The following is a 22,144-nucleotide window of genomic DNA, read 5'->3' as shown; positions in this document are numbered from 1 at the left end:
CGCGGGGATCAGCCGCGTCCCAGCGTGTCCAGCGCCCCGTCCGTCAGGCGGAACACCGTCCACCCGTCCTGCGGGAGGGCCCCCAGCGACCGGTAGAAGGCGATCGACGGTTCGTTCCAGTCGAGCACCGACCACTCCAGGCGCTCGTAGCCGCGCGCCACGCAGATCCGGGCCAGCTCCGTCAGCAGCGCCTTGCCGTGGCCGCCGCCCCGGCGGTCGGGGCGTACGTACAGGTCCTCCAGGTAGATCCCGTGCACCCCGCGCCAGGTGGAGAAGTTCAGGAACCAGAGCGCGAAGCCGGCCGGCTCGCCGTCCTCCGTCTCGGCGAGGTGCGCGAACGCGGCGGGCCGCTCCCCGAACAGCGCCTCGTGGAGCTGTTCCTCGGTCGTGCGCACCTCGTGCAGGGCCTTCTCGTACTCCGCGAGCTCCCGGATCATCGCGTGGATCACCGGTACGTCTGCGGGTGTTGCGGTACGGATCATGCCTTCAGCCTGCCGCCTGCCGCGTCCCGCGCGCCAGCAGTGCCCGAGCGATGGACACCTGGACGGGGTCCGGTCCGGTGTCGCCCTCGCGCAGCCGCCACAACAGGTTCTGGAGGACGCGCCCCAGCGTCCAGGCCGCCGCCCGCTCGCGGTCCAGGGCCAGCGTCTCCGTCATCAGGTCGAAGCGCCACAGCGTGTCGTCCGGGTCGAAGCGGTTGCGGAGCGCGGGCATCAGTTCGAAGCCCGGGTCGCCCGCCAGCGGCTTCGGGTCGATCGCCAGCCAGGGCTCCCGGTCCGCCGCGAGGACGTTCTCGAAGTGCAGGTCCCAGTGGAGCAGCCGGTCGCCGGGCTCGGCGGCGACCTCCCGTACCGCCGCCGCGCAGTCCAGCAGCAGCCGCCGGTCAGGGCCGGCGGGCAGGGCCGCCGCCAGGGCCGGGGTGTCGTCGAGCATCCGGGCGGCGATGTCCCCGAGGCGGCGCAGCTCGGGCGGGGCGGGCGTCGCGCTCAGCCGTGCCAGCAGCCCGGCGATGACCGGCAGGGCCTCGCGCGGCTCCCGCGCGGTCAGGTCGCGGGTGCGCAGCCGCTCCAGCAGCAGGGCGCCTGTCGTACGGTCGTACCGCAGCAGCCGTACGGCGCCGTCGCCGCCCCAGGCGCGCAGCGCCACCGGCTCACCGGCCGTCTCGTCGTCCACCGGCTGGAGTTTGAGCATCGCGGGCACGCCGGCCGTGTCCTCCACCGGCAGCACCAGCGCGCATCTGCCGGTCAGCGAGGGGCCGTTGACCCGCAGCCCCCAACGGGCGAGCAGGGTGGCGGCCATGTCCGGCAGGGCCGCGAGGAACGCCCTGCCGGCCGGCCCGCCCTCCCTCGACCGCGATTCCGCGAACTCCTCCGGGATGTCAATCACGGCCCCGATCCTAGGACCGTGGGTGAATCGCCCCATGCGCCGCATCCTTCACACGGTCCGCGTCCGGATCCGCCCGGTCCGCGCCTGGGTCCGTCCGGTCCGCGCCTGGGTCCGTCCCATCCGGGCCTGGGTCACGAGTGCTCCGGGCACCTATCTCTGGCTGGCCGCGCTCTTCATCACGACCGTCGCGCTGCACCGGATGTCGACGGACTTCGAGGAGGACTTCCTCCGCCAGCGCTCGACCAACATCCACGAACTGTCCACCGACCCCGTCCGGGTCCTCATCGCCAGCGCGTTCTGGATCGACGGCGGTACGTGGATCCCGTACGCCGTGCTCTACACGGTGTTCCACGCCCCGGCCGAGCGGTGGCTCGGGACGGCGCGCTGGCTCGCGGTCGTCGTCCTCGCCCATGTCGGCGCGACGCTGGTCAGCGAAGGGGTCCTGGGCTGGGCGGTCCACCACGGGCACGCGCCGCAAGCCGCCGTCAACACCCTGGACGTCGGGGTCAGTTACGCGCTCGCGGGGGTGATCGCCGTCCTCACGTACCGGATTCCGCGCCCCTGGCACCTGCCGTACCTCGCCGTCGTCCTGATCTTCTTCGGCACCCCGCTGATCGTCGGGCGCAGCTTCACCGACCTGGGGCACTTCGCGGCCGTGCTCATCGGTCTCGCCTGCCGTCCGCTGACGCGGGACCCGGCCCCGAGGAACGGCGGCGCCCGGCGCAACACCCGTACGCCGTCGGGTCCGTAACCCGGAACGGAGCTGGTCATGGCGGTCCGACTACGCTGACCCCCGAGGTTCCCGGACAATGGAGTGTGCACATGAACGCGGGTCGGACAGCGACGGTCCAGCAGACGGCTCCGGTGCGGGCCGAGCACCGGCTGGATATCGCCCGCGCCGCCACCGGACTGTTCATGGTGAAAGGTGTGGAACGCACGTCGCTCACCGACATCGCCGACGCCGCCGGAATCCCGGCCAGCACGCTGTGGAGCCACTTCCCGACCAAGGAGGAGTGCGTCACTCCCCTGTTCTCCTACAGCACGGAGCGGATCGCGCGACGGCTCGACACCTGGCCGCCGGACCACCCCCTGATCGACGCCTTCGACGCGTTCGACGGCGAGGACTGGCTGACGCCGACGGGCCCCTCCGGCGAGGAGACCCTGCGCGCCATCCTCGACGCGCTGCGGCTCACCCGTGCCGAGCCGAGCATGCACACCCTGTGGATACGGGAGAGCTTCGCGGCGCTGCCGGTCGTCGCCCGCGCCATCGCCGCCCGCTCCGGCCGCGCGGAGCAGGGCATGGACGCCACGGTGCAGGCGTCCATGCTGCTCTCCGCGCTCCAGTTCGCGCTCCGGGCGTACGCCTGGACGCCCCCGGAGGCGCGCCAAGTCGACCTGATGGACACGCTGCTCGAAGCGGTACGGATCGCGATGCGCGGGCTGCCCGCCTGACACCGGGCGCGCTGCCCCTCCGGCACGGGGCGCGCTGTCCTTCTGACCAGGGATACGGCCGGATGCGGGAAATTCGGCCGATCCGCCGGCCGCGCCCCGTTCCTTCGCTACCTTTCCTCACATGGCATCCAAGGACGAACACTCCAAGGACGAACCTCCCGAGCACGCCCCCTTCGCACGTGAACCCCTGAAGGAAGAGTCCGAGTCCCCGGCCGGGGACTGGCCGCTCCCCCCGTCCTGGATGTGGGGGTGCACGGAGTGCACCGTGCTGTACAAGGCGATGAAACGCGCCCCCCAGGTGGTCGACGCGGCACGGGCGGCGGGCGGCCCGGGCATCGACTACGACCCCATGGACACCGTGGTCTCCACGCAGATCCGGCTCGCGCGGCACATCGCCACCGGCCACGCCGAGGACGTCCCGGCGGTGGACGAGGGCTGCGACCGCTGTGTGTCGGACGTCAAGGCCGAGCAGTTCCCCGCCGTGCTCATGCTGGAGCACCGGGCCCGCCACCTCTTCGCACCGCCGAGCATCGCCGGCCTGATCTGACGTACGCCGTCCTGGCCCGTACGGGACGGGCCAGGACGGGACGGGCCGGGGCTCAGCTCGACGCCGTCAGCCGGTCGTCGCCGTGGCCTCGGCGGGCTCTCCCGGGGCGGCCGCGGTCGCCGGGGTCGCCGTCGCGGCGGCCGGGCGGTGGCGCGGCAGGAAGAGGCAGAGGACGAAGGCGAGGAGCGCGGCACCGGCACCGGTGGCCATGACCGCGCGGAAGCCGTCCTGCGAGGGCAGTGCGGTGGTGCCGAAGGTGATGGTCATCTGGGCGAGGACGACACCGGCGACGGCGCTGGCGAACGACGTACCGATGGACCGCATCAGCGCGTTGAGGCTGTTGGCGGCGGCCGTCTCGGACGCGGGCACGGCGCCCATGATCAGGGCGGGCATGGCCCCGTACGCGAAGCCGACACCGGCGCCGATGACACAGGAGGACAGGATGAGGTGCCACACCTCGGACATCAGCGCGATGTTGAGGCCGTAGCCGGTGGCGACGATGAGGGCGCCGATCATCAGGGTGACCTTCGGCCCCTTGCTCTTGGAGATGCCCGCGGACAGCGGGGCCATCACCATCATCACCAGGCCCTGCGGGGCGAGGACCAGGCCGGTGTAGAGCATCGACTTGCCCAGTCCGTAGCCGGTGACCTCGGGGAGCTGGAGGAGCTGCGGGAGGACCAGGGACATGGCGAACATCGAGAAGCCGAGCGCCACCGAGGCGAGGTTGGTGAAGAGCACCTGCCTGCGGGCGGTGGTCCGGAGGTCCACCAGCGGCTGCGCGGTACGCAGCTCGAAGAAGCCCCACGCCACCAGGACGGCGACCGCGAGGGCGAAGAGGCCGAGGACGGTGCCGCTGGTCCAGCCCCAGTCGCCGCCCTTGGAGATGGCCAGCAGCAGGGAGACCAGGCCGGTCGCCAGACCGAGGGAGCCGACCAGGTCGAACCGGCCGCCGGTACGCACCTTCGACTCGGGCACGAGCACCGCGACGAGGACGGCGGCGACGGCACCGAGGACCGCCGAGGTCCAGAACAGCACGTGCCAGTTGAACCTGTCGGCGATGAGCGCGGCGGAGGGCAGACCGAGGGCGCCGCCCACGCCGAGCGAGGCGCTCATCAGCGCGGTCGCCCCGGCGAGCCGTTCGGCGGGCAGGACGTCCCGCATGATGCTGATGCCGAGCGGGATGACGGCGCCGGCCAGCCCCTGGAGGACGCGTCCGACGATCATCGGGACCAGGGAGTCGCTGAGCGCGCAGACGACGGAGCCGGTCACCAGCAGGGCGATGCTGACCAGCAGCATGCGGCGCTTGCCGTACATGTCGCCGACGCGTCCGGCGACCGGGGTGGCGACGGCGGCGGCGAGCAGGGTGGCGGTGACCGCCCACGCGGCGTTCGACGCAGAGGCGTTGAGGTACTTGGGCAGCTCCGGGACGATCGGGATCACCAGGGTCTGCATCAGCGAGACGACGATTCCGGCGAAGGCCAGGACCGCCACCACGGCGTTCGCCCTCGGCGGCGCGGCGCCCCCGGCGACGGGCCGGGTGGGAGTGGGCGGGGTGTCGGACATGGAAGTGCCTCCGTGGGAGCCATCAGGTGTGCTTGACTCAGGCAACCATATTCCGATTGATTGACTTAAGCAACTTTACCCAACCGTGACCGGAAATCGATGGAAGGTTTGCATTACTTGAGTCAAGCAATCTTAAAACTCTTGATTGACTTAGGCAAGTAGCTCTACGGTGGCCTCATGCCCACACCCCCACCCGCGCCGGAACCGGCCCGCGAGCCCGCCCCGACGGATCTGAACGAGATCGAACGAGGCCTCTCCCGCCTCACCTACCTGGCCGGGCGGGCCCGGCACCACGAGCACCTGAAGACCGCGACCGGGCTGCCGCTCGACCGGGCCGCCGTGGCGATCCTGCGGCGCCTCGCCACCCGCGGCGGCGAGGCGCCGCGCCCCGGGGCGCTGGCGGTCCGGCTCTCCGTGGAGGCGTCCCATGTCGCCCGCCAGTTGCGCCACTTGGAGGAGCACGGCTATGTGGCCCGCGCCCCCGACCCGGACGACCGCCGCGCGCAGCGCGTCCGGCTCACGGACGCCGGGCTGGCCGCGATCGACCGCGTACGGGAGGTGAGCCGCCGGGGCGTGGAAGAGGCCCTGGCCGACTGGTCGCCCGAGGAGCTGCGGGAGTTCGCCACGCTCTTCCGCCGCCTGGTCGACGACTTCGCCGCCCGCTCCGAGAAAAGTGTCGATGTACGGCCCTCCGCCTGACGGCGGAGCCGCGTTCCGCGCGGACCGGTCCTTATGACGAATGGTTTTGCCATGCAGAGCAGCCTCAACGGGAAGCTGTCGCCGCGCCGTGGTGACGGACAGCACGTCCTGGTCGTCGCCGACGATCCCGGCATCACCGAACTACTCACCACCACCCTGGAGTTGGCGGGCTACCGGGTCGGCATGGCGGACACCGGCGCCGAGGGGATGGTACGGATCACCCAGCACCGCTTCGACCTGGTCGTCTGGGACGCCACCCTGCCGGACCTGGCGGCCTTCGCCCGGGGCCGTCGCGTCGTACCGGCGGACCGCCCCCCGCTGCTCTTCCTGGCCGCGTGCGAGGCCCTCCCGCGCCTCGCCCCCGAACTCAGCCCGGGGGCCGAGGACTACGTCACCAAGCCCGTACGGATCGCCGAGGTGCTGGCCAGGGCGCAGGCCCTGCTGGGCGCCCGCCGCTCCGAACGGTACGAAGGGCCGCCCTGCTACGGCGACCTGGTCCTGGACGACGTCACGTGCCGGGCGCGGCGCGGGCCGCGACCGCTCGGCCTCACCCCGGCCGAGTACCGGCTGCTGCACCACCTGATGGCCAACGCGGAGCGCGTGCTGTCGAAGGAACAGATCAGCCGGCACGTCTGGGGCGAGTTCCGCGCCGGGCAGGCGATCGAAAAGCTCGTCTCCCGCCTGCGCCGGAAGGTGGACCAGGAGGAGCCCACGCTGGTCCACACCCACCGGGGCTTCGGGTACTGGCTCGGTTGCCCCGGCCACTGAGCCCCTGGGTCGATAAGATCCGGTGCTGACCATTGATTTGGGCAGCTCACACCGGAGGTCGGCCCCATGTTTGACGCACTGAAGGACCTGAAGGACAAGGCCACGGATCTCGCGAGCGAGCATGGCGAGGTGATCGGGAACGGGCTGGAGAAGGTCGCCGACGTGATCGACGACAAGACCGACGGCAAGTACAGCGATCACCTCGACACCGGCGTCGACAAGGCGAAGGACTTCCTTGAGGGGCTGCAGGAGAAGAAGTCCTCGGACGACTGACCCGGCGCCCCTCCCTCCTTCGGCGCCGCAGGGCCGGCCCGCGAGGCCGCGCCCGCAGAGCCGGTCCGTACCCCGCCGTACGGACCGGTCCGGTCCGGCCCTCCCCCGCGCCCGCGCCCGTACACATCGCGCGTCGCACCGCACCGGCGCCTCGTCGCACCGAACCGCACCGCACCGCACGGTCGTTCGACATCCCCCAGGAATTGCAAACTTCTTCAATTGCCTAGATGCTGTACGGGCCGTGTGCCGCGCCACGGGGCCGGTGCGGCGTGAGGGAGAGCGAGGGTTTCGTGGGGATTCCGCTGTACCAGGCGAAGGCGGAGTTCTTCCGGATGCTGGGGCATCCGGTGCGCATCCGGGTCCTGGAACTGCTCCAGGACGGCCCGATGCCCGTACGGGACCTGCTCGCCGAGATCGAGATCGAGCCCTCCGCGCTCTCCCAGCAACTGGCGGTGCTGCGCCGCTCCGGGATCGTCACCTCCAGCCGCGAAGGCCCCACCGTCGTCTACGAACTGGCGGGAGGGGACGTCGCGGATCTGCTGCGGGCCGCGCGGCGGATCCTGACCGAGCTGCTGGCCGGTCAGCACCAACTCCTGGAAGAACTGCGGGAATCCGAGGTCTCGGCGCGGTGAGCCGCCGCATCGCCCCGCTGCCCCACCGCCATGTGCTGACGCTGCCGGCCCAGCCCGCCGCCGTACGCACGGCACGCGAGACCACCCAGCGGTTACTGGCCGAGTGGGGCATCAGCCCGCACCACCCGGCAGTCGATCCGGCCCTGCTGATCCTGAGCGAACTGGTCACGAACAGCGTCAGACACGCCGCGTCCGTCTCCCCCAGCCTCACCGTCAGCTACGCGGCCGGCCACGACACCCTCGTGTTCGCGGTCCACGACCGCCACCCGTACCAGCCGTCCCTCCGTACCCGTACCGGCACCCACGCGGGTACCGGTGGCGCGAGCAAGGGGCTGGCGACCGTCGTCGAACTCACGTCGAGCCTCGCGGGCTCCGCGGTCGTACGCCAGGACGGGGACGGCGGAGGCAAGAGCATCTGCATCACGCTTCCGCTCTAGTACGGCAGTCGGGCTCTGCTCCTGATGTGCAGTCAGCTCGCCCGAGCCGCAGAGATCCCCGGCTCATCCGGTGACGCGAAACAGGCGGTCGGCCTCAAGCACACCCCGGCGCGCTGCTACCGGGTCCGGAAGCGGCACACCGCGCTCGCGCTCGCCGCCTGCGCGCCGCCGGCCGTCGCATCGGCCCTGGCCGAAGCCACCCACCCCGTACCCGCCCTACCCGACGACGCCGGCCAGCAGGCGCCGGCCGACGGCACGACCGCGCCGACCGTCCCCGGGACCCAGCGCCTGCTCGCCGCGATCACACGGCGCATGCGGCAGGCCCCGGACCTCGCGCCCGCCTGGCCCGGTCCGATTGGCGACGAAGCCACCAGGCCCGAGCCCGTTGGCACCACTGCCGCGCACGCCTCGAACTCATGAAACGACTGTGCGTACCGGACCGCGAGTCCGACGGCCGTATCGGATTCGTCACGCGCGCGGCGCCTGCGACAGCGCGTCCACGGTCACGCCCACGACAGCCAGGAGCTGCGCCGGGCTCGCCCCGGCCCTGCTCATGACGGCGAGCGACTGGTTCACAGCCGCCGCGTGTACGGCGAGGGCATCGGCGTCCTGGTCGGTCAGCCGGCCGGCCTTCAGCGCGGCACGCAGGCGCAGGCGCTGGAAGCCGAGCGCCTGCCTGGCATGCGCCGCGACGCTCGGACTCAGCACTGGAATCGCCATGACCGACTGGGCGATCAGGCATCCATCAGGCAGTTCGGGATCGGCGATGCGCTCAAGGGTGACGTCGAAGAACGCACGAACGGCGGCAACGGGTTCCGAGGCCGCACACGACAGGGCGGCGTCGTACTTCTCGCCATAGCGCGCGGCGTAGAGATCCAGGCATCGCAGGAAGAGCGTGTCCTTGTCGCCGAGGGAGGAGTAGATGGAACTGCGGTTCAGGCCGGTCGCCCGAGACAGATCGTCCAATGAGGTGTCGGCGTAGCCGTCGCGCCAGAACTGGATCATCGCGGCGTCCAGCGCCGTGTCCATGTCGAACTGCTTCTTGCCTGCCACGCGGGACTTCCTTGCCGATGCGTCGATGGTTCGGACCGTATCGCGCACCATTCTATCTTGAACCGATCAGTTCAAGATGTGTTAGCGTTCGAGCGTGGCCATGGCCAGGCATACCGCGCGCATTTCGCGACCGCGCGAGAAACACACCACGTGGTCCCAGACGCCGCCGTCAGCTGCACCGCCCAACCGCACACCTGACACCTGACACCGATGGAGGATCCCCGTGACCGGCCCAGCGACCAGCACTCCGCATGTCTCCGAAAGCAACCCCGTCCGCGACCTGCCCCTGCGGCATCTGGCCGGATTCACTCACCGCTGGGTCGACGCGGACGGCGTCCGCCTTCATGCCGTCGAAGGCGGACGGCCGAGCGGCCCGGCCGTCGTCCTGCTCGCCGGATTCCCGCAAACCTGGTGGGCCTGGCGAAAGGTGATGCCCGGCCTCACCCACCGGTTCCACGTCATCGCGATCGACCTGCCGGGGCAGGGCCACTCCGAGCGTCCGGAGCGCGGCTACGACACGCACGCGGTCGCCGCGCACGTCCACGCCGCCGTGAAGGCCCTCGGAGTGTCGAATTACTCCCTGGTCGCCCACGACATCGGCGCCTGGGTCGCTTTCTCCCTCGCCCTCAACTTCGAGAGCCACTTGCGCGGGGTCGCCCTGCTCGACGCCGGAATTCCCGGCATCACCCTCCCGGAGGCGATTCCCACCGACCCGGATCGAGCGTGGAAGACCTGGCATTTCGCTTTCCACACCGTGCCCGATCTGCCCGAGACGCTGCTTGCCGGCCGCGAACGCGAGTACGTCGGCTGGTTCCTGAAGGTGAAGGCCCTGTCTCCCGACACGTTCGACGACGCCGAACTCGACCACTACGCGGCGGCCGTCGCCGTCGACGGCGGCCTGCGCGCTTCCCTCGCGTACTACCGGGACGCCGCGGAGTCGGCGCGTAAGAACCGCGAGGCGCTCAAGGAGCGGCGCCTGACCGTGCCGATCCTCGGAATCTCCAGCAGCCACGGTTCCGTTCCGGACATGGCCGCCTCCATCAGCCCGTGGGCCGACAACACCACCCGAATCGTCGTGCCCGACGCTGGACACTTCATCCCCGACGAGCAGCCCGAAGCTGTCGCTGCCGCGGTAGCGGACTTCATCGCCGACGTCGGCTGACGCCCGTCGAACCTACCCGGCCGCGCCGCCCAAGGCCGCGCGAAACTCGGACCGCGGAGTCCGACTTCCTTACCAGGGACTCCCGTTCAGGCGTTCCGTTCAGGCCTCTCACTCGGGCGCCCCGTTCAGGCGTCCCGTCCGGACCCGGCCGGCCTCGTCCGCACGTTCCCCATGGCCCCGGTCACCGTGATCTCGATCGCGACCCGCTCCGGGTTGACGCGCGGCGGCTTGTAGCGCCGGGTGTAGCGCCGCTCCGCCTCGGCGACCGCTCCGGGGTCGCGGTTGACCACCGCGGTGCCTTCGAGCGTGGCCCAGCGGGCTCCGTCGACCTGGCTGACCGCGATCGGCGCGTCAGGTCCCGCCGCGATGACGTTCCGGGCCTTCGCCGTCCCACCCCCGGTGATGACGCGGGCGATCCCGGCCCGCGGGTCGTAGGTCACTCCGACGGGCACCAGGTGCGTGGTGCCGTCCGGGCGGCGGGTGGCGAGCAGGCACACGTGCCGCTCCTCCCAGAACGCGAGAAAGGCCGGATCCGCAAGCAGGGCGCGTGATGCCATGGTGGAAGTCTCTCGGTGGAAGTACGGGGAGCGGAGCAGCGGCGGCGGGAGCGGCGCCGCCGTCCGCCGGTGCGTTGACGCGTCGATGCTACGTGCGGAGAACCGGACGCCGATGCCCACGCCGATGCCGGTACCCACCCGGACACCCCGGGGACGGGGCGCCGCAGGCCCGGCGGAACGCCGTCGCTTTCCAGAACAGCGGTACTTCATGCACCGCCCGGCGCATTGCCCTCGTTCGTGTGCACGCGACGGCCTTTCCGTTCCGCCGCGCCCGCCCCGCCCGGATAGTGAGGGGGCAGCGGCCCGAGACCGAAAAGCAGAGGAGAGCGCCATGCGTACCGTTGAGGCGACCCACCGTGTCCACCTCGTCTTCTCGCTGTTCGACGCGGACGGGAACGGCTTTCTGGAGGCCGGCGACTTCGCGCTGATGGGCAGCCGGGTGGTCGGGGCGGTGCCCACGGCCCCCGACGCCAGGAAGCGCGCGCTGCTCGACGCCTTCCACCGGTACTGGACGACCCTCGTCACCGAACTGGACGCCGACGGCGACGGGCGGGTCGGCCAGGAGGAGTTCACCGCCTGTGTGCTGACGCCGGAGCGGTTCGAGGAGACGATCGACGCCTTCGCCGAAGCGTTCGCCGGTCTCGGCTCCCTGGAGGACGACGGCCTCGTCACGCGTCCCGTCTTCGTGGGTCTGATGAGGGGCGTCGGCTTCCAACGGCCCAACATCCACGCCCTGTTCGACGCCTTGGAACCCACGGACGACGACCGTGTCGCGGTGGACGCCTGGGCGGAGGCCATCAGGGACTTCTACCGCCCCGAGAAGGCCGGCATCGCCGGGGACCACCTGACCGCGGGTGTGGTGCTGTGACCCGGTCCCTCGACGGTACGGCCCCGGAGCTGAACCCCGGTGTGGCGCAGGGCGTGGGCCGGACCGCACTCATGGTGGCCGCCGCCCGCGCCATCGAGACCCACCGTCCCGACGCCCTGGCGCGGGACGAGTTCGCGGAGCGCTTCGTCCGGGCGGCGCCGGCCTCGGCCGGCTGGCCGGTCCGGCCGGACCAGGTGCCCGGAGGGGACGCGGACCCGCTCTGGGGCCGCCTCGGCCGGTACTTCGCCCTGCGCACCCGGGTCCTGGACGACCATCTGCTCCGTACGGCGGACTCGGGCGTGCGCCAGGTGGTGCTGCTGGGCGCGGGCCTGGACTCCCGGGCGTTCCGGCTCGGCTGGCCGCCCGGCTGTGTGATCCACGAGATCGACACCGCCGGCATGATGGCCTTCAAACAGGCCGTACTCGACGGGGCGGGGGCCGTCCCCGTGGCCGAGCGCAGACCGCTCGCGGCCGATCTCCGGCTCGACTGGGCGGACGCGCTGACCGACACGGGTTTCGACCCGGCCGTACCGACCGCCTGGCTCGTCGAGGGGCTGCTGCTGTACCTCCCGGCGGCGGCCGAGCGGCACCTCATCGCGACGGTGGACCGGCTGAGCGCGCCCGGAAGCACGCTGGCGTACGAGATCAAGAACCTGGAGGGGGCGGACGTACGTGCCAGTGCGGTCTACACGACGACGAAGGCGCGGATCGACATCGACCTGCCGTCCCTCTTCGACCCGGATCCGCGCCCCGCGTCGGCCGCCGACCTCGCCCGGTGGGGCTGGTCGGTCTCGGTCCGCTCGCCGTTCGACTTCACCCGCCTCCACGGGCGCGGTCCGCTCCCCGAGCCGAACGACGCGCTGGCGGCCAACCGCTGGATCTTCGCGGAGGCGCCCGCCCCGAGGACCGGACACGAATGAGGTCACCGCGGACCGATCATGCCGAGCGGGCGGCGGCGCTCACGTCTCCGGTCCGGTCCCGGCACCACGGCGAAGATGATCCATGGGAGCAGGCCGAGGATCGGACCACCGAGGAGACGGGCGCCGGCCCGTCCAGGCCCGCTACCGGTCGTCACGCCGACGCGCCCCTCCATCCCGCGTCCCCTTCCTCCGGAACGCCGGTCAGGTCCAGGATGCCGCGCTCCGTTCCGCTCCGCGACACGATTCCGTGGCCCATGTCACATTCCGGAATGTGAACGCATTCGGCCAAGGGGGTGTCCACGCTCTAGCCTGGCGGGTGCAGCTGGTTCGCCCTGCCCTCCAGGCAGACGCGTCGTAAGAGGGAACCCGGTGGGAATCCGGGACTGCCCCGCAGCGGTGAGCGGGAACGACCGCCGTCATACGCACTGGATCCGGCCGGATCCGGGAAGCGACGGCCAGTAGGTGTCTGCCTCGGCAGACGTGCCCGCGAGTCCGAAGACCTGCCCGTTGCCCGTACGCGACCGATCGCGTGCGGATATCCCGGTGACCTCGTGGGCGGGTCGGCGTACATACCGGACGGACGAGCGCGCCCGAGGCGCCGCACCGAACGTCGGGTTTCGTCACCCCTTCGCGCTCGCGTCCCGTCCCCGGGATGTTCAGGAGTCATCTCGCGAAGGAGATTTCCGTGACAACGAAGTCCGCAGCCGCGGCAGCACGGGCCACCGTGTACGGCTACCCCCGCCAGGGCCCGAACCGGGAACTGAAGAAGGCCGTCGAGGGGTACTGGAAGGGCCGCGTCACCGCGGAAGCCCTCCGGGAGACGGCGACCGGCCTGCGCCGGACCAACTGGCGGCAGATGGTGGACGCGGGCGTCCACGAGGTGCCGACCGGCGACTTCTCGTACTACGACCACGTCCTGGACACCAGCGTCATGGTCGGCGCCGTACCCGAACGGCACCGTGCGGCCGTCACCGCCGACGCGCTCGACGGCTACTTCGCGATGGCGCGCGGCACGCAGGATGTCGCGCCGCTGGAGATGACCAAGTGGTTCGACACGAACTACCACTACCTCGTCCCGGAACTCGGCCCCGACACCGTCTTCACCGCCGACTCCACCCGGCAGGTCGCCGAGCTGACGGAGGCCCTGACGCTCGGGCACACCGCCCGCCCGGTCCTGGTCGGCCCCGTCACGTATCTCCTGCTCTCCAAGCCGGCCCCCGGAGTCGCGGGCGACTTCGAGCCGCTGACCCTGCTGGACCGGCTGCTGCCCGTCTACGCCGAGGTCCTCGCCGACCTGCGCGCCGCCGGCGCCGAGTGGGTGCAGCTCGACGAGCCCGCGCTGGTCCAGGACCGTACGCGCGCCGAGCTGAACGCCGCCGCCCGCGCCTACCGCGACCTCGGTGGCTCGGCCGACCGGCCCAAGCTGCTGGTCGCCTCCTACTTCGACCGGCTCGGCGACGCGCTCCCCGTCCTGGCGAAGGCCCCGGTCGACGGCCTGGCGCTCGACTTCACCGACGCGGCGGCAGCCAACCTCGACGACCTCGCCGCCGCAGGCGGACTCCCCGGCAAGCGGCTCGTCGCGGGCGTCGTCAACGGCCGCAACATCTGGATCAACGACTACGAGAAGTCCCTCGCCACCCTCGCCACGCTCCTCGGCCTCGCCGCCCGGGTCGACGTGGCGGCGTCCTGCTCCCTCCTGCACGTACCGCTCGACACCACGGTGGAACGGGACGTCGACCCGCAGGTCCTGCGCTGGCTCGCCTTCGCCCGGCAGAAGACCGCCGAGATCGTCACCCTGGCCAAGGGGCTGGCCCGGGGCACCGGCGCCATCACCGCCGAACTCGCCGCCAACCGGGCCGACCTCGCCTCCCGTACGGACTCCGCGCTCACCCACGACCCGGCCGTACGGGCCAGGACCGCCGCCGTCACCGACGCCGACGGCCGCCGCTCCCAGCCGTACACCGAGCGCGCCGCCGCCCAGCGCGCCCACCTCGGACTGCCGCTGCTGCCGACGACCACCATCGGCTCGTTCCCGCAGACCGACGAGTTGCGCACGGCCCGCGCCGACCTGCGCGCCGGACGGACCGACACGGCCGGTTACGAGGAGCGCATCCGCGCCGAGATCGGCGAGGTCATCTCCTTCCAGGAGAAGACGGGGATCGACGTCCTGGTCCACGGCGAGCCCGAGCGCAACGACATGGTGCAGTACTTCGCCGAACAGCTCACCGGCTACCTCGCCACCCAGCACGGCTGGGTGCAGTCCTACGGCACCCGCTACGTCCGCCCGCCGGTGCTGGCCGGGGACATCTCCCGCCCCGAACCGATGACGGTGCGCTGGACCTCGTACGCCCAGTCCCTCACCGACCGCCCCGTCAAGGGCATGCTGACCGGGCCCGTCACCATGCTGGCCTGGTCCTTCGTCCGCGACGACCAGCCCCTCGGCGACACCGCCCGCCAGGTCGCCCTCGCCCTCCGCGACGAGGTCAACGACCTCGAAGCGGACGGGACTTCGGTGATCCAGGTCGACGAACCCGCCCTGCGCGAAACCCTGCCCCTGCGCGCCGCCGACCGCGCCGCCTACCTGGACTGGGCGACCGAGTCCTTCCGCCTCACCACCAGCGGCGTACGCCCGGACACCCAGATCCACACCCACATGTGCTACGCCGAGTTCGGCGACATCGTCCAGGCCATCGACGACCTCGACGCCGACGTCATCAGCCTGGAGGCCGCCCGCTCCCACATGCAGGTCGCCCGCGAACTCGCCGCCCACGGCTACCCCCGCGAGGCGGGCCCCGGCGTGTACGACATCCACTCCCCGCGCGTCCCCGACGCGGCCGAGGCCGCCGCCCTGCTCCGCGAGGGCCTGGAGGCCATCCCCGCGGAACGCCTCTGGGTCAACCCCGACTGCGGCCTGAAGACCCGCGGCTGGCCCGAGACCAGGGCGTCCCTGGAGAACCTGGTCGCCGCCGCCCGTACGGTACGCGGCGAACTGCCCGCGTCCTGACCGAGCGGCACGCGGAGGGCCGGGGCCGGGGCACCTACGGGCGCCCCGGTCCCGGCGCGATCTCGGCGATCAGGTCCTCGACACGCTTCCTGATCTCGTCACGGATGGGGCGTACGGCCTCGACGCCCCGGCCCGCCGGGTCGTCCAGGGCCCAGTCGAGGTAGCGCTTGCCGGGGAAGACCGGGCAGGTGTCGCCGCAGCCCATGGTGACGCAGACGTCGGACTCCTCGACGGCGCCGGCCGTGAGGATCTTCGGGGTCTCGGCGGAGATGTCGATGCCGACCTCCGCCATCGCCTCGACCGCGGCCGGGTTGACCGCGTCGCCGGGGTCGGAGCCGGCGGAGCGCACCTCGACGCGGTCTCCGGCCAGGTGGGTCAGCCAGGCGGCGGCCATCTGGGAACGGCCGGCGTTGTGGACGCAGACGAACAGCACAGCGGGCTTGACGGACATCTGGCGGTCTCTCCTTCTCATATCTCGCGCAACTCGATCTCGCACAACTCGTGTCCCGCGCAACTCGGGTCCCGCGCAACTCGGGTCCCGCGCAACTCGCGACGGGAATCCGCCGCCTGGTGACATCAGCCACCACTGATGTGAAAGTATCAGCCCATGATGACTTCAGTCGACACTGACCTGATCCGGGTTCTGTCCGACCCCCTCAGGCTCCGGATCGTCACCCTGCTCGCCCGCGAGACGCTCTGCACGACGCACCTGGTCGAGGAGACCGGCGCCAAGCAGACCAACCTCTCCAACCACCTGCGGGTGCTGCGCGAGGCCGGGGTGGTGGAGACGGAACCCTGCGGACGGTTCACGTACTACAAGCTCAGGCCCGAGGTCCTCGAAGCCGTGGCCGGTTCCTTCACGGCGCTCGCCGCCACCGCCCGCGCCACCCGCAGCGCGGATACGAAGAGGACCTGCCCGTGACCGGCGCCGAACCGACATCCGGGAGCCCCGGGAGCACCACGCCCGCCGCACCCGCCACGCCCAGCACTCCCGGCGCTCCCGGCACGGACACCGTCGTCGCGCGGCTCTCGACGCTCGACCGCTTCCTGGCCGTCTGGATCCTGCTCGCCATGGCGTCTGGCCTGGGTCTGGGGCGCATGATCCCCGGGCTCGACGACGCCCTGGCCAAGGTCGAGATCGGCGGGATCTCCCTGCCGATCGCGGCCGGTCTGCTGATCATGATGTATCCGGTCCTGGCCAAGGTCCGCTACGACCGGCTCGACTCGGTCACCGGCGACCGCGGGCTGCTGGTGTCCTCGCTGGTCGTCAACTGGATCGCCGGCCCGGCCGTGATGTTCGCGCTGGCCTGGATCTTCCTGCCCGACCTGCCCGAGTACCGCACGGGTCTGATCATCGTCGGCCTGGCCCGCTGCATCGCCATGGTCATCATCTGGAACGACCTGGCCCGCGGCGACCGCGAAGCCGCCGCCGTCCTCGTCGCGCTGAACTCCGTGTTCCAGGTCGTCGCGTTCGGCGTGCTCGGCTGGTTCTACCTCGACCTGCTGCCCCGGTGGCTGGGCCTGGGAGACGGCCAGGGCCTGGACGTTCCCCTCTGGCACATCGCGCTCAACGTGATCGTCTTCCTCGGCGTCCCCCTGCTGGCCGGCTTCCTCACCCGCCGGATCGGCGAGAAGAGGGCGGGCCGCGAGCGCTACGAGGCGGCGTTCCTGCCGAAGATCGGCCCCTGGGCCCTGTACGGGCTGCTGTTCACGATCGTCATCCTCTTCGCACTCCAGGGGAGGACGATCACCTCGCAGCCGATGGACGTCGCCCGCATCGCGCTGCCGCTGCTGGTGTACTTCGCGGTCATGTTCTTCGGGACCTTCCTGCTCGGCAGGGCGATCGGTCTCGCCTACGACCGCACCGCCACGCTGGCGTTCACGGCGGCGGGCAACAACTTCGAGCTGGCCATCGCGGTCGCCATCGCCACCTTCGGCGTCAGCAGCGGCCAGGCGCTCTCCGGAGTCGTCGGCCCGCTCATCGAAGTCCCGGTCCTGATCGGCCTGGTCCATGTCGCGCTGGCCTGGCGCGCGAAGTTCCGGGCGAACGCGCTCGTCACGGCCCGGGCGGAGAGCTGACGCGGCTCCGCCCCCCTGCCGGGCCGGCGGCCGGCCCGCGTGACCGTACACAGCCTGCGGACGGCGCGAACGGGATCTACCGTCTCCCGTCGACCAGGCCGGATTCCCAGGCCCAGGCGGCGATCTCCACCCGGTTACGGGCAGGCAGCTTGATCTGCACGTTGCCGAGATGGGTCTTCACCGTGCCCACCGAGATGGACAGTTCGGTGGCGATCTCCGCGTTGGTCAGCCCTCTGGCCACCAGACGTACGAGATCCTTCTCCCGTGCGGAGAGCGCGGTGTCCGGCTCCCGGGTCGCGGGAACGGCGCTGCTGAGGCGGCGCAGCAGCCGTACGGTGATGGCCGGGCTGACCAGTGCCTCGCCTGAGGCGGCGGCTCTGATGGCTTCGACCAGCAGGGCGGGGCCGGAGTCCTTGATCAGGAAGCCGGAGGCGCCTTCGCTCAGGGCGCGCTGGACGTACTCGTCGTCGTCGAATGTCGTGACCACGACGACCTTCGGCGGATTCACGGTGCCGGGGCGGGTCAGTCTGCGCAGCGCCTCCAGCCCGTCCATGCGGGGCATGCGGATGTCCATCAGGACCACGTCGGGCCGGTGGCGTTCGGCGAGTTCCACGGCGTAAACCCCGTCCGGGGCCTCCGCCACGATCTCGATGTCGTCCTCCGCGCCCAGGATCATCGCGAACCCGGCGCGGACCATGGCCTGGTCGTCGGCGATCAGCACCCGGATCGTCATGAGAGTGCCATCCCTGCCGTGGACACCGGGAGTGTCGCCTCGACGCCCCAGCCGCCGCCCGCCACCGGGCCCGCCTCGACTCTTCCGCCGATCAGGCCCACCCGTTCGGCCAGGCCCTTGAGCCCGAAGCCGCCGTGGGAGACGTGGCGCGGCTGTCCGTCGTCGCTGACCCGTACGGTCACCCGGTCTCCCGAGCGGTCCACGCGCACCCGCACCTCGGTGCACCCGTGGGCGTGTTTGCGTACGTTGGTGAGGGCCTCCATCACCACCCGGTGCGCGGTGGTGGTCACCTCCACCGGCAGGTCGTCGAAGGCCCCTTCGAGGTCGAGCCGGGCCCGGGCGCCGCCGACCGCCGAGAACTCCTCGACCAGCGAACGCACTTCACCGATGCCCGCCAGCGGGGTCAGCGCCACTTCCCCGTCGGCGTCACGCAGCATCCCCACCATGTTCCGCATGGAGGTCAGCGCCTCCGAACCCGCCCGCTCGATCCGCAGCAGCGCCGGCGGCACCAGTTCGGGCCGCCGGCCCGCCATCACCTGGGCCCCCTGCGCCTGCACGACGATGCCGGTCACATGGTGGGCGACGAAGTCGTGCAGGTCCCTGGCGAACTCCGTCCGCTGCTCCAGCCGGAGCGCCGCCGCCTGCCGCCGCCGGTCCGCCAGCAGCAGACGCATCCCCAGACCGATACCCAACACCGTGATGGCTGCCAGGGCGAAGAGCAGCGCCAGGATGGTGGTGGACTGCCGCACCGAGACCGATACCGGCCGCAGCACGATCGCCGCGTACAGCAGGGGGACGGCCACCGCCGCCCACGACGGCTTCCCCCGCCGGGCGACGAGCAGCATGAGCCACGCCAGAGCCGCCGGTTCGGCGAATCCCATCGCCTGCGAGCCGGCGTCCATCTCCACGTGCAGGAAGACGGAGATGCACAGCGACACGAACGCGATGCTGCCGCCGACCGCCGGCAGCGCCCGGCTGCCGAGCCGGGGCGACACCACGACGAGAGCGACCGCCAGCAGGGCGCCGATCAGCTTGGCGGGGCCGTGATCCACGATCCAGTAGAAACCGCCGCCCACGCCGTCCAGCACGATCAGGCCGACCAGGCCCACGACCAGCAGCAGCCATGCCGTGGCCGGCAGGAACAGCGCGCGGCCTCTGCCCCTGGTGTCCGTGGCTGTGGCCGCTCCGTACGCCGTCTCCGCCATCGCTCTCACCGTCCCTCCGGCCGACCGGCCGAAAGTCGGAGCCGGCCGCGCATGATCTGTCTTTCGCCCGATCCGCCGCAGGACGCGGCCGAGGAGAGTGGTGTGCACCGGGCGGCGTTCGCCATTCATCACATAAGGAGCATGTCATGACCACGGCCAACGTCCCCTGGGTGGGGAACCCCGGAGGCGCCGGAGCCCGGCTCGGCCAGGCCCCGCTTTCCGCCTCAGGATCGCTCCACGTCGACCGAGGCTACCGGGGTGCCGGGCGCCTCCCGTCGCCATGGTCCACAGGGTGGACGTGACCGGTCCGATCGCCCTCCGCCGTCGGCACCGGCCGCCGACCGGCGGGCCGCCGCACGCCACGCCGCGCGGCAGGCCCCGTCAGCGGCCGTACAGCCCGCCCCCGACAGCGCCTTCCCCCCGCAGCGGTCGACCCCCCACGGCCGGCCTCTCCCCCACGTGACACCACGCGGCCGCCCTCCCCCACATACGACGGCCCGCCTCTCCCCTCACACGCACAGGAGCCATCCATGGACCACGCAGAATCGCACCGCGGAAGCGGAACGGAGCGCGCACACCCCGTCGGCACGTCGGCGATCGAGGCCCAGGGGCTCGGCAAGAAGTACCGGCGCGGCTGGGCCTTGCGGAACGTTTCCTTCCGGCTGCCGGCCGGGCGGGTGTGCGGCCTGGTCGGCCCCAACGGCGCCGGCAAGAGCACCCTGATGGGCCTGGCCAACAACATGATCCGGCCGACGACCGGCGCCCTGCGGGTGTTCGGCGCGGCGCCGGGGTCGACGGAGGCGGTGCCGCGCACCTCGTTCCTGACCCAGGAGAAGCCGCTGTTCCGGCGCTTCAGCGTGGCCGAGACCCTGCGGCTGGGCCGGGAGTTCAACCCCCGCTGGGACCAGGAGGTCGCCGAGGGCATCGTCCGCGCGGGCCAGGTGCCGCTGGAGGCGAAGGTCGGCACCCTGTCCGGCGGGCAGCGCACCCGGGTCGCCTTCGCCCTGGCTTTCGGGAAGCGCCCTGATCTGCTCATCCTCGACGAGCCGATGGCCGATCTGGACCCGCTGGTCCGCAGCGAGCTCATGGCCACACTGAAGGCGGAGGCCGCCCAGCACGGCACCACGGTGCTGGTCTCCTCGCACATGCTCGCCGAGCTGGAGCACATCTGCGACTACCTCCTCGTCATCGCGAACGGCGGTCTGCGGCTCGCGGGCGAGGTGGACGAACTGCGCGCCGCACACGCCCTGATCGACGCCCCGGAAGGCGGCCCCTCCCTCGCCGCAGCCCCGCACCAGATCATCGATTCCCGCCGCGGCCAGGGCCGGCCGGGTGTCCTGGTGCGCCTCGGCGCCCCGATCCAGTACGGCGGGCCCGCCGCCGAGACCCCGACCCTGGAGGAGCTGCTGCTCGCCTATCTGCGGTCACCCGACGCGCCCCCGCTGATCACCCCCAGCGCCCGGGCCGGCGACATCCACGACATCATCACCCGCGACCGTACGAAGGCTGTGACCGCATGACCACGCTCACCCGCGACCCGGCCCGTACGACGCCCACCCGATCCCCGCGGGACAACTGGATCCCCCGCCTCGGCGGTACGGTCTGGCTCGTCTGGCGCCAGCACCGCGCCGCGTTCTGGACGATCATCGCCGCCACCCTCCTCGGCGTGCTCGCCATGCTCTACCTGCGCGGGCAGATGATGGACTTCCTGTCCGCCCAGGAGCCGACCTCACGCAGGTCCGGCGGCCTGCCGCCCGAGTTCGAGACCCACATCGACCGAATGCTCAACATCAAGAGCTACATCGGCTACATCCCCGTCCTGGCCGGCGTCCTCCTCGGGGCTCCGCTCATCGCGGGCGACCTGGAATCCGGCACCGCCAAGCTGGTGACCTCGCAGTCCGTCAGCCGACTGCGGTGGCTCACCACGAAACTCGCCGTCCCCGCCACGATGCTCGCCCTGTCGACCGGCGTGCTCAGCTCCGTCCTCACCTGGTGGTGGAACCCGGTCAAGGGACTTTCCGACGGTCTCATGTGGACCTCCTTCTTCGGTGCCACGGGGGTCACACCGGTGGCCTACGCCCTTCTCACCTTCACCGTGGGTGTGGCGGCCGGCCTGCTCCTGCGCCGCACGCTGGTATCGATGGTGGTCACGCTCGGCATCGTCGTGGCGATCGGGTTCGTCTGGAGCGAACTCTGGCGCTACCTGGGACACGTCATGTCGATCAGCACCGACAACGGCGTCGGCGCCGGCAGGGTACCGCCGGAGCTGCCCGACCAGGCCGAGCAGCTGGGACAGGGCACCTACTTCCTCACCAGCTCCGGAGCCCGCCTGGACTGGACCACCTGCCTCGACCAGGTCGACAACGACCGGGCACACACCGCCTGCCTGGAGTCCAAGCACGTCATCGGCTGGTCCCTCGACTACCTCCCGGTCGACCAGATGCAGACGATGCAGTGGCTCGGAGCCGGCATCATGCTCGCCATCACCGCCGCCGTCGTCACCTTCATCATCACCTGGGGCCGCAAGCGACTCCTCTGATCCGCGGCCGGCTGACGCCCTCGGCGTCCCGCCACGCCCACGGCACAGCGAAAGCCCAGGCCGGACACTGTCCGGCCTGGGCTTACCGCGCTACCGCACTTCGGCCGTGCGTACGGTGCGCCCCCGTACACCTACTCCCGCTGCGACAGATCTCCTGTCGAGGTCGATGCCGGGCTTCCGGTGTCCCCGCCAGGCGAAAGCCGCACCAGAGCGGTGGGAAAGGTGTGAAGGCCGCGTAAGCGGGCACCAGGCTGTCACGAACCCGAG

At 71.5% G+C, this 22,144-nt stretch carries 25 protein-coding genes and 1 riboswitch; of the genes, 17 read left to right on the top strand and 8 right to left on the bottom strand.

Going from position 1 to position 22,144, the window contains the following annotated elements:
• Window positions 1-8 precede the first annotated feature (8 nt).
• Together ACFXPL_RS09570 and ACFXPL_RS09565 are read right to left on the bottom strand one after the other, a co-directional pair.
• Window positions 9-482: a GNAT family N-acetyltransferase gene (locus tag ACFXPL_RS09570; RefSeq protein ID WP_384915180.1), complete on the bottom strand. Its 474-nt coding sequence runs from the start codon at window positions 480-482 to the stop codon at window positions 9-11.
• Window positions 483-486: 4 nt separating this feature from the next.
• Window positions 487-1,422 carry an aminoglycoside phosphotransferase family protein gene (locus ACFXPL_RS09565; protein WP_384915177.1) on the bottom strand — a complete coding sequence of 312 codons (936 nt, stop codon included), beginning with the start codon at window positions 1,420-1,422 and terminating at the stop codon, window positions 487-489.
• On the opposite strand from ACFXPL_RS09565, the gene ACFXPL_RS09560 reads away from it, so the two are divergent.
• The 3 genes from ACFXPL_RS09560 (at window position 1,421) to ACFXPL_RS09550 (ending at window position 3,385) form a co-directional block, all read left to right on the top strand.
• Window positions 1,421-2,137, top strand: a complete 717-nt coding sequence (locus ACFXPL_RS09560; protein ID WP_384915175.1) for a rhomboid-like protein — start codon at window positions 1,421-1,423, stop codon at window positions 2,135-2,137. The two genes, ACFXPL_RS09565 and ACFXPL_RS09560, sit on opposite strands and share 2 nt — an antisense overlap.
• A 71-nt stretch (window positions 2,138-2,208) precedes the next feature.
• Window positions 2,209-2,838 (top strand): TetR/AcrR family transcriptional regulator, encoded by a 630-nt coding sequence (locus ACFXPL_RS09555; RefSeq protein ID WP_384915172.1) that lies wholly within the window; start codon window positions 2,209-2,211, stop codon window positions 2,836-2,838.
• A gap of 121 nt (window positions 2,839-2,959) precedes the next feature.
• Window positions 2,960-3,385 carry a hypothetical protein gene (locus ACFXPL_RS09550; RefSeq protein WP_384915171.1) on the top strand — a complete coding sequence of 142 codons (426 nt, stop codon included), beginning with the start codon at window positions 2,960-2,962 and terminating at the stop codon, window positions 3,383-3,385.
• A 66-nt stretch (window positions 3,386-3,451) separates the two neighbouring features.
• Here ACFXPL_RS09550 and ACFXPL_RS09545 read toward each other — a convergent pair whose 3' ends face one another.
• Window positions 3,452-4,948 carry an MFS transporter gene (locus ACFXPL_RS09545; RefSeq protein WP_384915168.1) on the bottom strand — a complete coding sequence of 499 codons (1,497 nt, stop codon included), beginning with the start codon at window positions 4,946-4,948 and terminating at the stop codon, window positions 3,452-3,454.
• 177 nt (window positions 4,949-5,125) lie between these two features.
• On the opposite strand from ACFXPL_RS09545, the gene ACFXPL_RS09540 reads away from it, so the two are divergent.
• The 6 genes from ACFXPL_RS09540 (at window position 5,126) to ACFXPL_RS09515 (ending at window position 8,177) form a co-directional block, all read left to right on the top strand.
• A complete protein-coding gene (locus ACFXPL_RS09540) occupies window positions 5,126-5,647 on the top strand; it encodes a MarR family winged helix-turn-helix transcriptional regulator (protein WP_384915165.1) in 522 nt (173 codons plus the stop codon).
• Between the two features lie 51 nt (window positions 5,648-5,698).
• A complete protein-coding gene (locus tag ACFXPL_RS09535; RefSeq protein WP_384915163.1) occupies window positions 5,699-6,415 on the top strand; it encodes a response regulator transcription factor in 717 nt (238 codons plus the stop codon).
• A gap of 66 nt (window positions 6,416-6,481) precedes the next feature.
• Window positions 6,482-6,688, top strand: coding sequence for an antitoxin (locus tag ACFXPL_RS09530; protein WP_384915160.1), 207 nt, complete (start codon window positions 6,482-6,484; stop codon window positions 6,686-6,688).
• A gap of 290 nt (window positions 6,689-6,978) precedes the next feature.
• Window positions 6,979-7,320: an ArsR/SmtB family transcription factor gene (locus tag ACFXPL_RS09525; protein ID WP_384915157.1), complete on the top strand. Its 342-nt coding sequence runs from the start codon at window positions 6,979-6,981 to the stop codon at window positions 7,318-7,320.
• Window positions 7,317-7,757 (top strand): ATP-binding protein, encoded by a 441-nt coding sequence (locus tag ACFXPL_RS09520; RefSeq protein WP_384915154.1) that lies wholly within the window; start codon window positions 7,317-7,319, stop codon window positions 7,755-7,757. The genes ACFXPL_RS09525 and ACFXPL_RS09520 overlap by 4 nt, the downstream gene beginning before the upstream one ends.
• 24 nt (window positions 7,758-7,781) lie before the next feature.
• Window positions 7,782-8,177, top strand: coding sequence for a hypothetical protein (locus ACFXPL_RS09515; protein WP_384915151.1), 396 nt, complete (start codon window positions 7,782-7,784; stop codon window positions 8,175-8,177).
• 48 nt (window positions 8,178-8,225) lie between these two features.
• Here ACFXPL_RS09515 and ACFXPL_RS09510 read toward each other — a convergent pair whose 3' ends face one another.
• Entirely contained in the window at window positions 8,226-8,810 is a 585-nt protein-coding gene (locus ACFXPL_RS09510; RefSeq protein WP_384915148.1) for a TetR/AcrR family transcriptional regulator, read from the bottom strand.
• 223 nt (window positions 8,811-9,033) lie between these two features.
• Here ACFXPL_RS09510 and ACFXPL_RS09505 point away from each other — a divergent pair, with 223 nt between their 5' ends.
• Complete coding sequence (locus ACFXPL_RS09505; protein WP_384915145.1) at window positions 9,034-9,972, top strand: alpha/beta fold hydrolase; 939 nt, start codon at window positions 9,034-9,036, stop codon at window positions 9,970-9,972.
• Window positions 9,973-10,097: 125 nt separating this feature from the next.
• On the opposite strand, the gene ACFXPL_RS09500 is transcribed toward ACFXPL_RS09505, so the two are convergent.
• The gene (locus ACFXPL_RS09500) at window positions 10,098-10,529 is read right to left on the bottom strand and encodes a pyridoxamine 5'-phosphate oxidase family protein (protein WP_384915142.1); all 432 of its coding nucleotides are present in this window, start codon (window positions 10,527-10,529) and stop codon (window positions 10,098-10,100) included.
• Window positions 10,530-10,860: 331 nt separating this feature from the next.
• Between ACFXPL_RS09500 and ACFXPL_RS09495 the strand changes: the two genes are divergently transcribed.
• The 3 genes from ACFXPL_RS09495 to metE all read left to right on the top strand — a co-directional run bounded on the left by ACFXPL_RS09495 (window position 10,861) and on the right by metE (window position 15,321).
• Entirely contained in the window at window positions 10,861-11,397 is a 537-nt protein-coding gene (locus ACFXPL_RS09495; protein ID WP_384915140.1) for an EF-hand domain-containing protein, read from the top strand.
• The gene (locus ACFXPL_RS09490) at window positions 11,394-12,317 is read left to right on the top strand and encodes an SAM-dependent methyltransferase (RefSeq protein ID WP_384915137.1); all 924 of its coding nucleotides are present in this window, start codon (window positions 11,394-11,396) and stop codon (window positions 12,315-12,317) included. The genes ACFXPL_RS09495 and ACFXPL_RS09490 overlap by 4 nt, the downstream gene beginning before the upstream one ends.
• Before the next feature lie 324 nt (window positions 12,318-12,641).
• Window positions 12,642-12,840: riboswitch (cobalamin riboswitch) on the top strand.
• Window positions 12,841-13,002: 162 nt separating this feature from the next.
• Window positions 13,003-15,321, top strand: a complete 2,319-nt coding sequence (metE, locus tag ACFXPL_RS09485; RefSeq protein WP_384915134.1) for a 5-methyltetrahydropteroyltriglutamate--homocysteine S-methyltransferase — start codon at window positions 13,003-13,005, stop codon at window positions 15,319-15,321.
• A 34-nt stretch (window positions 15,322-15,355) separates the two neighbouring features.
• Here metE and ACFXPL_RS09480 read toward each other — a convergent pair whose 3' ends face one another.
• A complete protein-coding gene (locus ACFXPL_RS09480; RefSeq protein WP_384915131.1) occupies window positions 15,356-15,772 on the bottom strand; it encodes an arsenate reductase ArsC in 417 nt (138 codons plus the stop codon).
• 156 nt (window positions 15,773-15,928) lie between these two features.
• Here ACFXPL_RS09480 and ACFXPL_RS09475 point away from each other — a divergent pair, with 156 nt between their 5' ends.
• Both ACFXPL_RS09475 and arsB read left to right on the top strand, forming a co-directional pair.
• Complete coding sequence (locus ACFXPL_RS09475) at window positions 15,929-16,243, top strand: ArsR/SmtB family transcription factor (protein WP_384915128.1); 315 nt, start codon at window positions 15,929-15,931, stop codon at window positions 16,241-16,243.
• Complete coding sequence (arsB, locus tag ACFXPL_RS09470; RefSeq protein WP_384915420.1) at window positions 16,234-17,400, top strand: ACR3 family arsenite efflux transporter; 1,167 nt, start codon at window positions 16,234-16,236, stop codon at window positions 17,398-17,400. The genes ACFXPL_RS09475 and arsB overlap by 10 nt, the downstream gene beginning before the upstream one ends.
• A gap of 76 nt (window positions 17,401-17,476) precedes the next feature.
• Here the strand turns inward: arsB and ACFXPL_RS09465 are convergent, their stop codons facing one another.
• Together ACFXPL_RS09465 and ACFXPL_RS09460 are read right to left on the bottom strand one after the other, a co-directional pair.
• Entirely contained in the window at window positions 17,477-18,133 is a 657-nt protein-coding gene (locus tag ACFXPL_RS09465; RefSeq protein ID WP_384915125.1) for a response regulator, read from the bottom strand.
• The gene (locus ACFXPL_RS09460) at window positions 18,130-19,338 is read right to left on the bottom strand and encodes a sensor histidine kinase (protein ID WP_384915122.1); all 1,209 of its coding nucleotides are present in this window, start codon (window positions 19,336-19,338) and stop codon (window positions 18,130-18,132) included. Before ACFXPL_RS09460 ends, ACFXPL_RS09465 begins: the two co-directional genes overlap by 4 nt.
• Window positions 19,339-19,868: 530 nt before the next feature.
• Between ACFXPL_RS09460 and ACFXPL_RS09455 the strand changes: the two genes are divergently transcribed.
• Both ACFXPL_RS09455 and ACFXPL_RS09450 read left to right on the top strand, forming a co-directional pair.
• The gene (locus ACFXPL_RS09455; RefSeq protein WP_384915119.1) at window positions 19,869-20,858 is read left to right on the top strand and encodes an ABC transporter ATP-binding protein; all 990 of its coding nucleotides are present in this window, start codon (window positions 19,869-19,871) and stop codon (window positions 20,856-20,858) included.
• The gene (locus ACFXPL_RS09450; RefSeq protein WP_384915116.1) at window positions 20,855-21,877 is read left to right on the top strand and encodes an ABC transporter permease; all 1,023 of its coding nucleotides are present in this window, start codon (window positions 20,855-20,857) and stop codon (window positions 21,875-21,877) included. The genes ACFXPL_RS09455 and ACFXPL_RS09450 overlap by 4 nt, the downstream gene beginning before the upstream one ends.
• Window positions 21,878-22,144 lie beyond the last annotated feature (267 nt).

Origin of the sequence: Streptomyces sp. NPDC059092, assembly GCF_042756365.1 — a bacterium.
Lineage (GTDB): Bacteria > Actinomycetota > Actinomycetes > Streptomycetales > Streptomycetaceae > Streptomyces.
This window is presented reverse-complemented; position numbering and strand designations above follow the sequence as displayed.

Excerpts from the sequence above, each read along its gene's own strand:
- ACFXPL_RS09555 (WP_384915172.1), top strand. The coding sequence starts at position 2,209 with ATGAACGCGGGTCGGACAGCGACGGTCCAGCAGACGGCTCCGGTGCGG.
- ACFXPL_RS09530 (WP_384915160.1), top strand. The coding sequence starts at position 6,482 with ATGTTTGACGCACTGAAGGACCTGAAGGACAAGGCCACGGATCTCGCG.
- ACFXPL_RS09480 (WP_384915131.1), bottom strand. The coding sequence starts at position 15,772 with ATGTCCGTCAAGCCCGCTGTGCTGTTCGTCTGCGTCCACAACGCCGGC.
- ACFXPL_RS09460 (WP_384915122.1), bottom strand. The coding sequence starts at position 19,338 with ATGGCGGAGACGGCGTACGGAGCGGCCACAGCCACGGACACCAGGGGC.
- ACFXPL_RS09515 (WP_384915151.1), top strand. The coding sequence starts at position 7,782 with ATGTGCAGTCAGCTCGCCCGAGCCGCAGAGATCCCCGGCTCATCCGGT.
- ACFXPL_RS09500 (WP_384915142.1), bottom strand. The coding sequence starts at position 10,529 with ATGGCATCACGCGCCCTGCTTGCGGATCCGGCCTTTCTCGCGTTCTGG.
- ACFXPL_RS09495 (WP_384915140.1), top strand. The coding sequence starts at position 10,861 with ATGCGTACCGTTGAGGCGACCCACCGTGTCCACCTCGTCTTCTCGCTG.
- ACFXPL_RS09475 (WP_384915128.1), top strand. The coding sequence starts at position 15,929 with ATGATGACTTCAGTCGACACTGACCTGATCCGGGTTCTGTCCGACCCC.
- ACFXPL_RS09560 (WP_384915175.1), top strand. The coding sequence starts at position 1,421 with ATGCGCCGCATCCTTCACACGGTCCGCGTCCGGATCCGCCCGGTCCGC.
- ACFXPL_RS09450 (WP_384915116.1), top strand. The coding sequence starts at position 20,855 with ATGACCACGCTCACCCGCGACCCGGCCCGTACGACGCCCACCCGATCC.
- ACFXPL_RS09535 (WP_384915163.1), top strand. The coding sequence starts at position 5,699 with ATGCAGAGCAGCCTCAACGGGAAGCTGTCGCCGCGCCGTGGTGACGGA.
- ACFXPL_RS09540 (WP_384915165.1), top strand. The coding sequence starts at position 5,126 with ATGCCCACACCCCCACCCGCGCCGGAACCGGCCCGCGAGCCCGCCCCG.
- ACFXPL_RS09565 (WP_384915177.1), bottom strand. The coding sequence starts at position 1,422 with ATGGGGCGATTCACCCACGGTCCTAGGATCGGGGCCGTGATTGACATC.
- ACFXPL_RS09550 (WP_384915171.1), top strand. The coding sequence starts at position 2,960 with ATGGCATCCAAGGACGAACACTCCAAGGACGAACCTCCCGAGCACGCC.
- ACFXPL_RS09570 (WP_384915180.1), bottom strand. The coding sequence starts at position 482 with ATGATCCGTACCGCAACACCCGCAGACGTACCGGTGATCCACGCGATG.
- ACFXPL_RS09465 (WP_384915125.1), bottom strand. The coding sequence starts at position 18,133 with ATGACGATCCGGGTGCTGATCGCCGACGACCAGGCCATGGTCCGCGCC.
- ACFXPL_RS09545 (WP_384915168.1), bottom strand. The coding sequence starts at position 4,948 with ATGTCCGACACCCCGCCCACTCCCACCCGGCCCGTCGCCGGGGGCGCC.
- ACFXPL_RS09455 (WP_384915119.1), top strand. The coding sequence starts at position 19,869 with ATGGACCACGCAGAATCGCACCGCGGAAGCGGAACGGAGCGCGCACAC.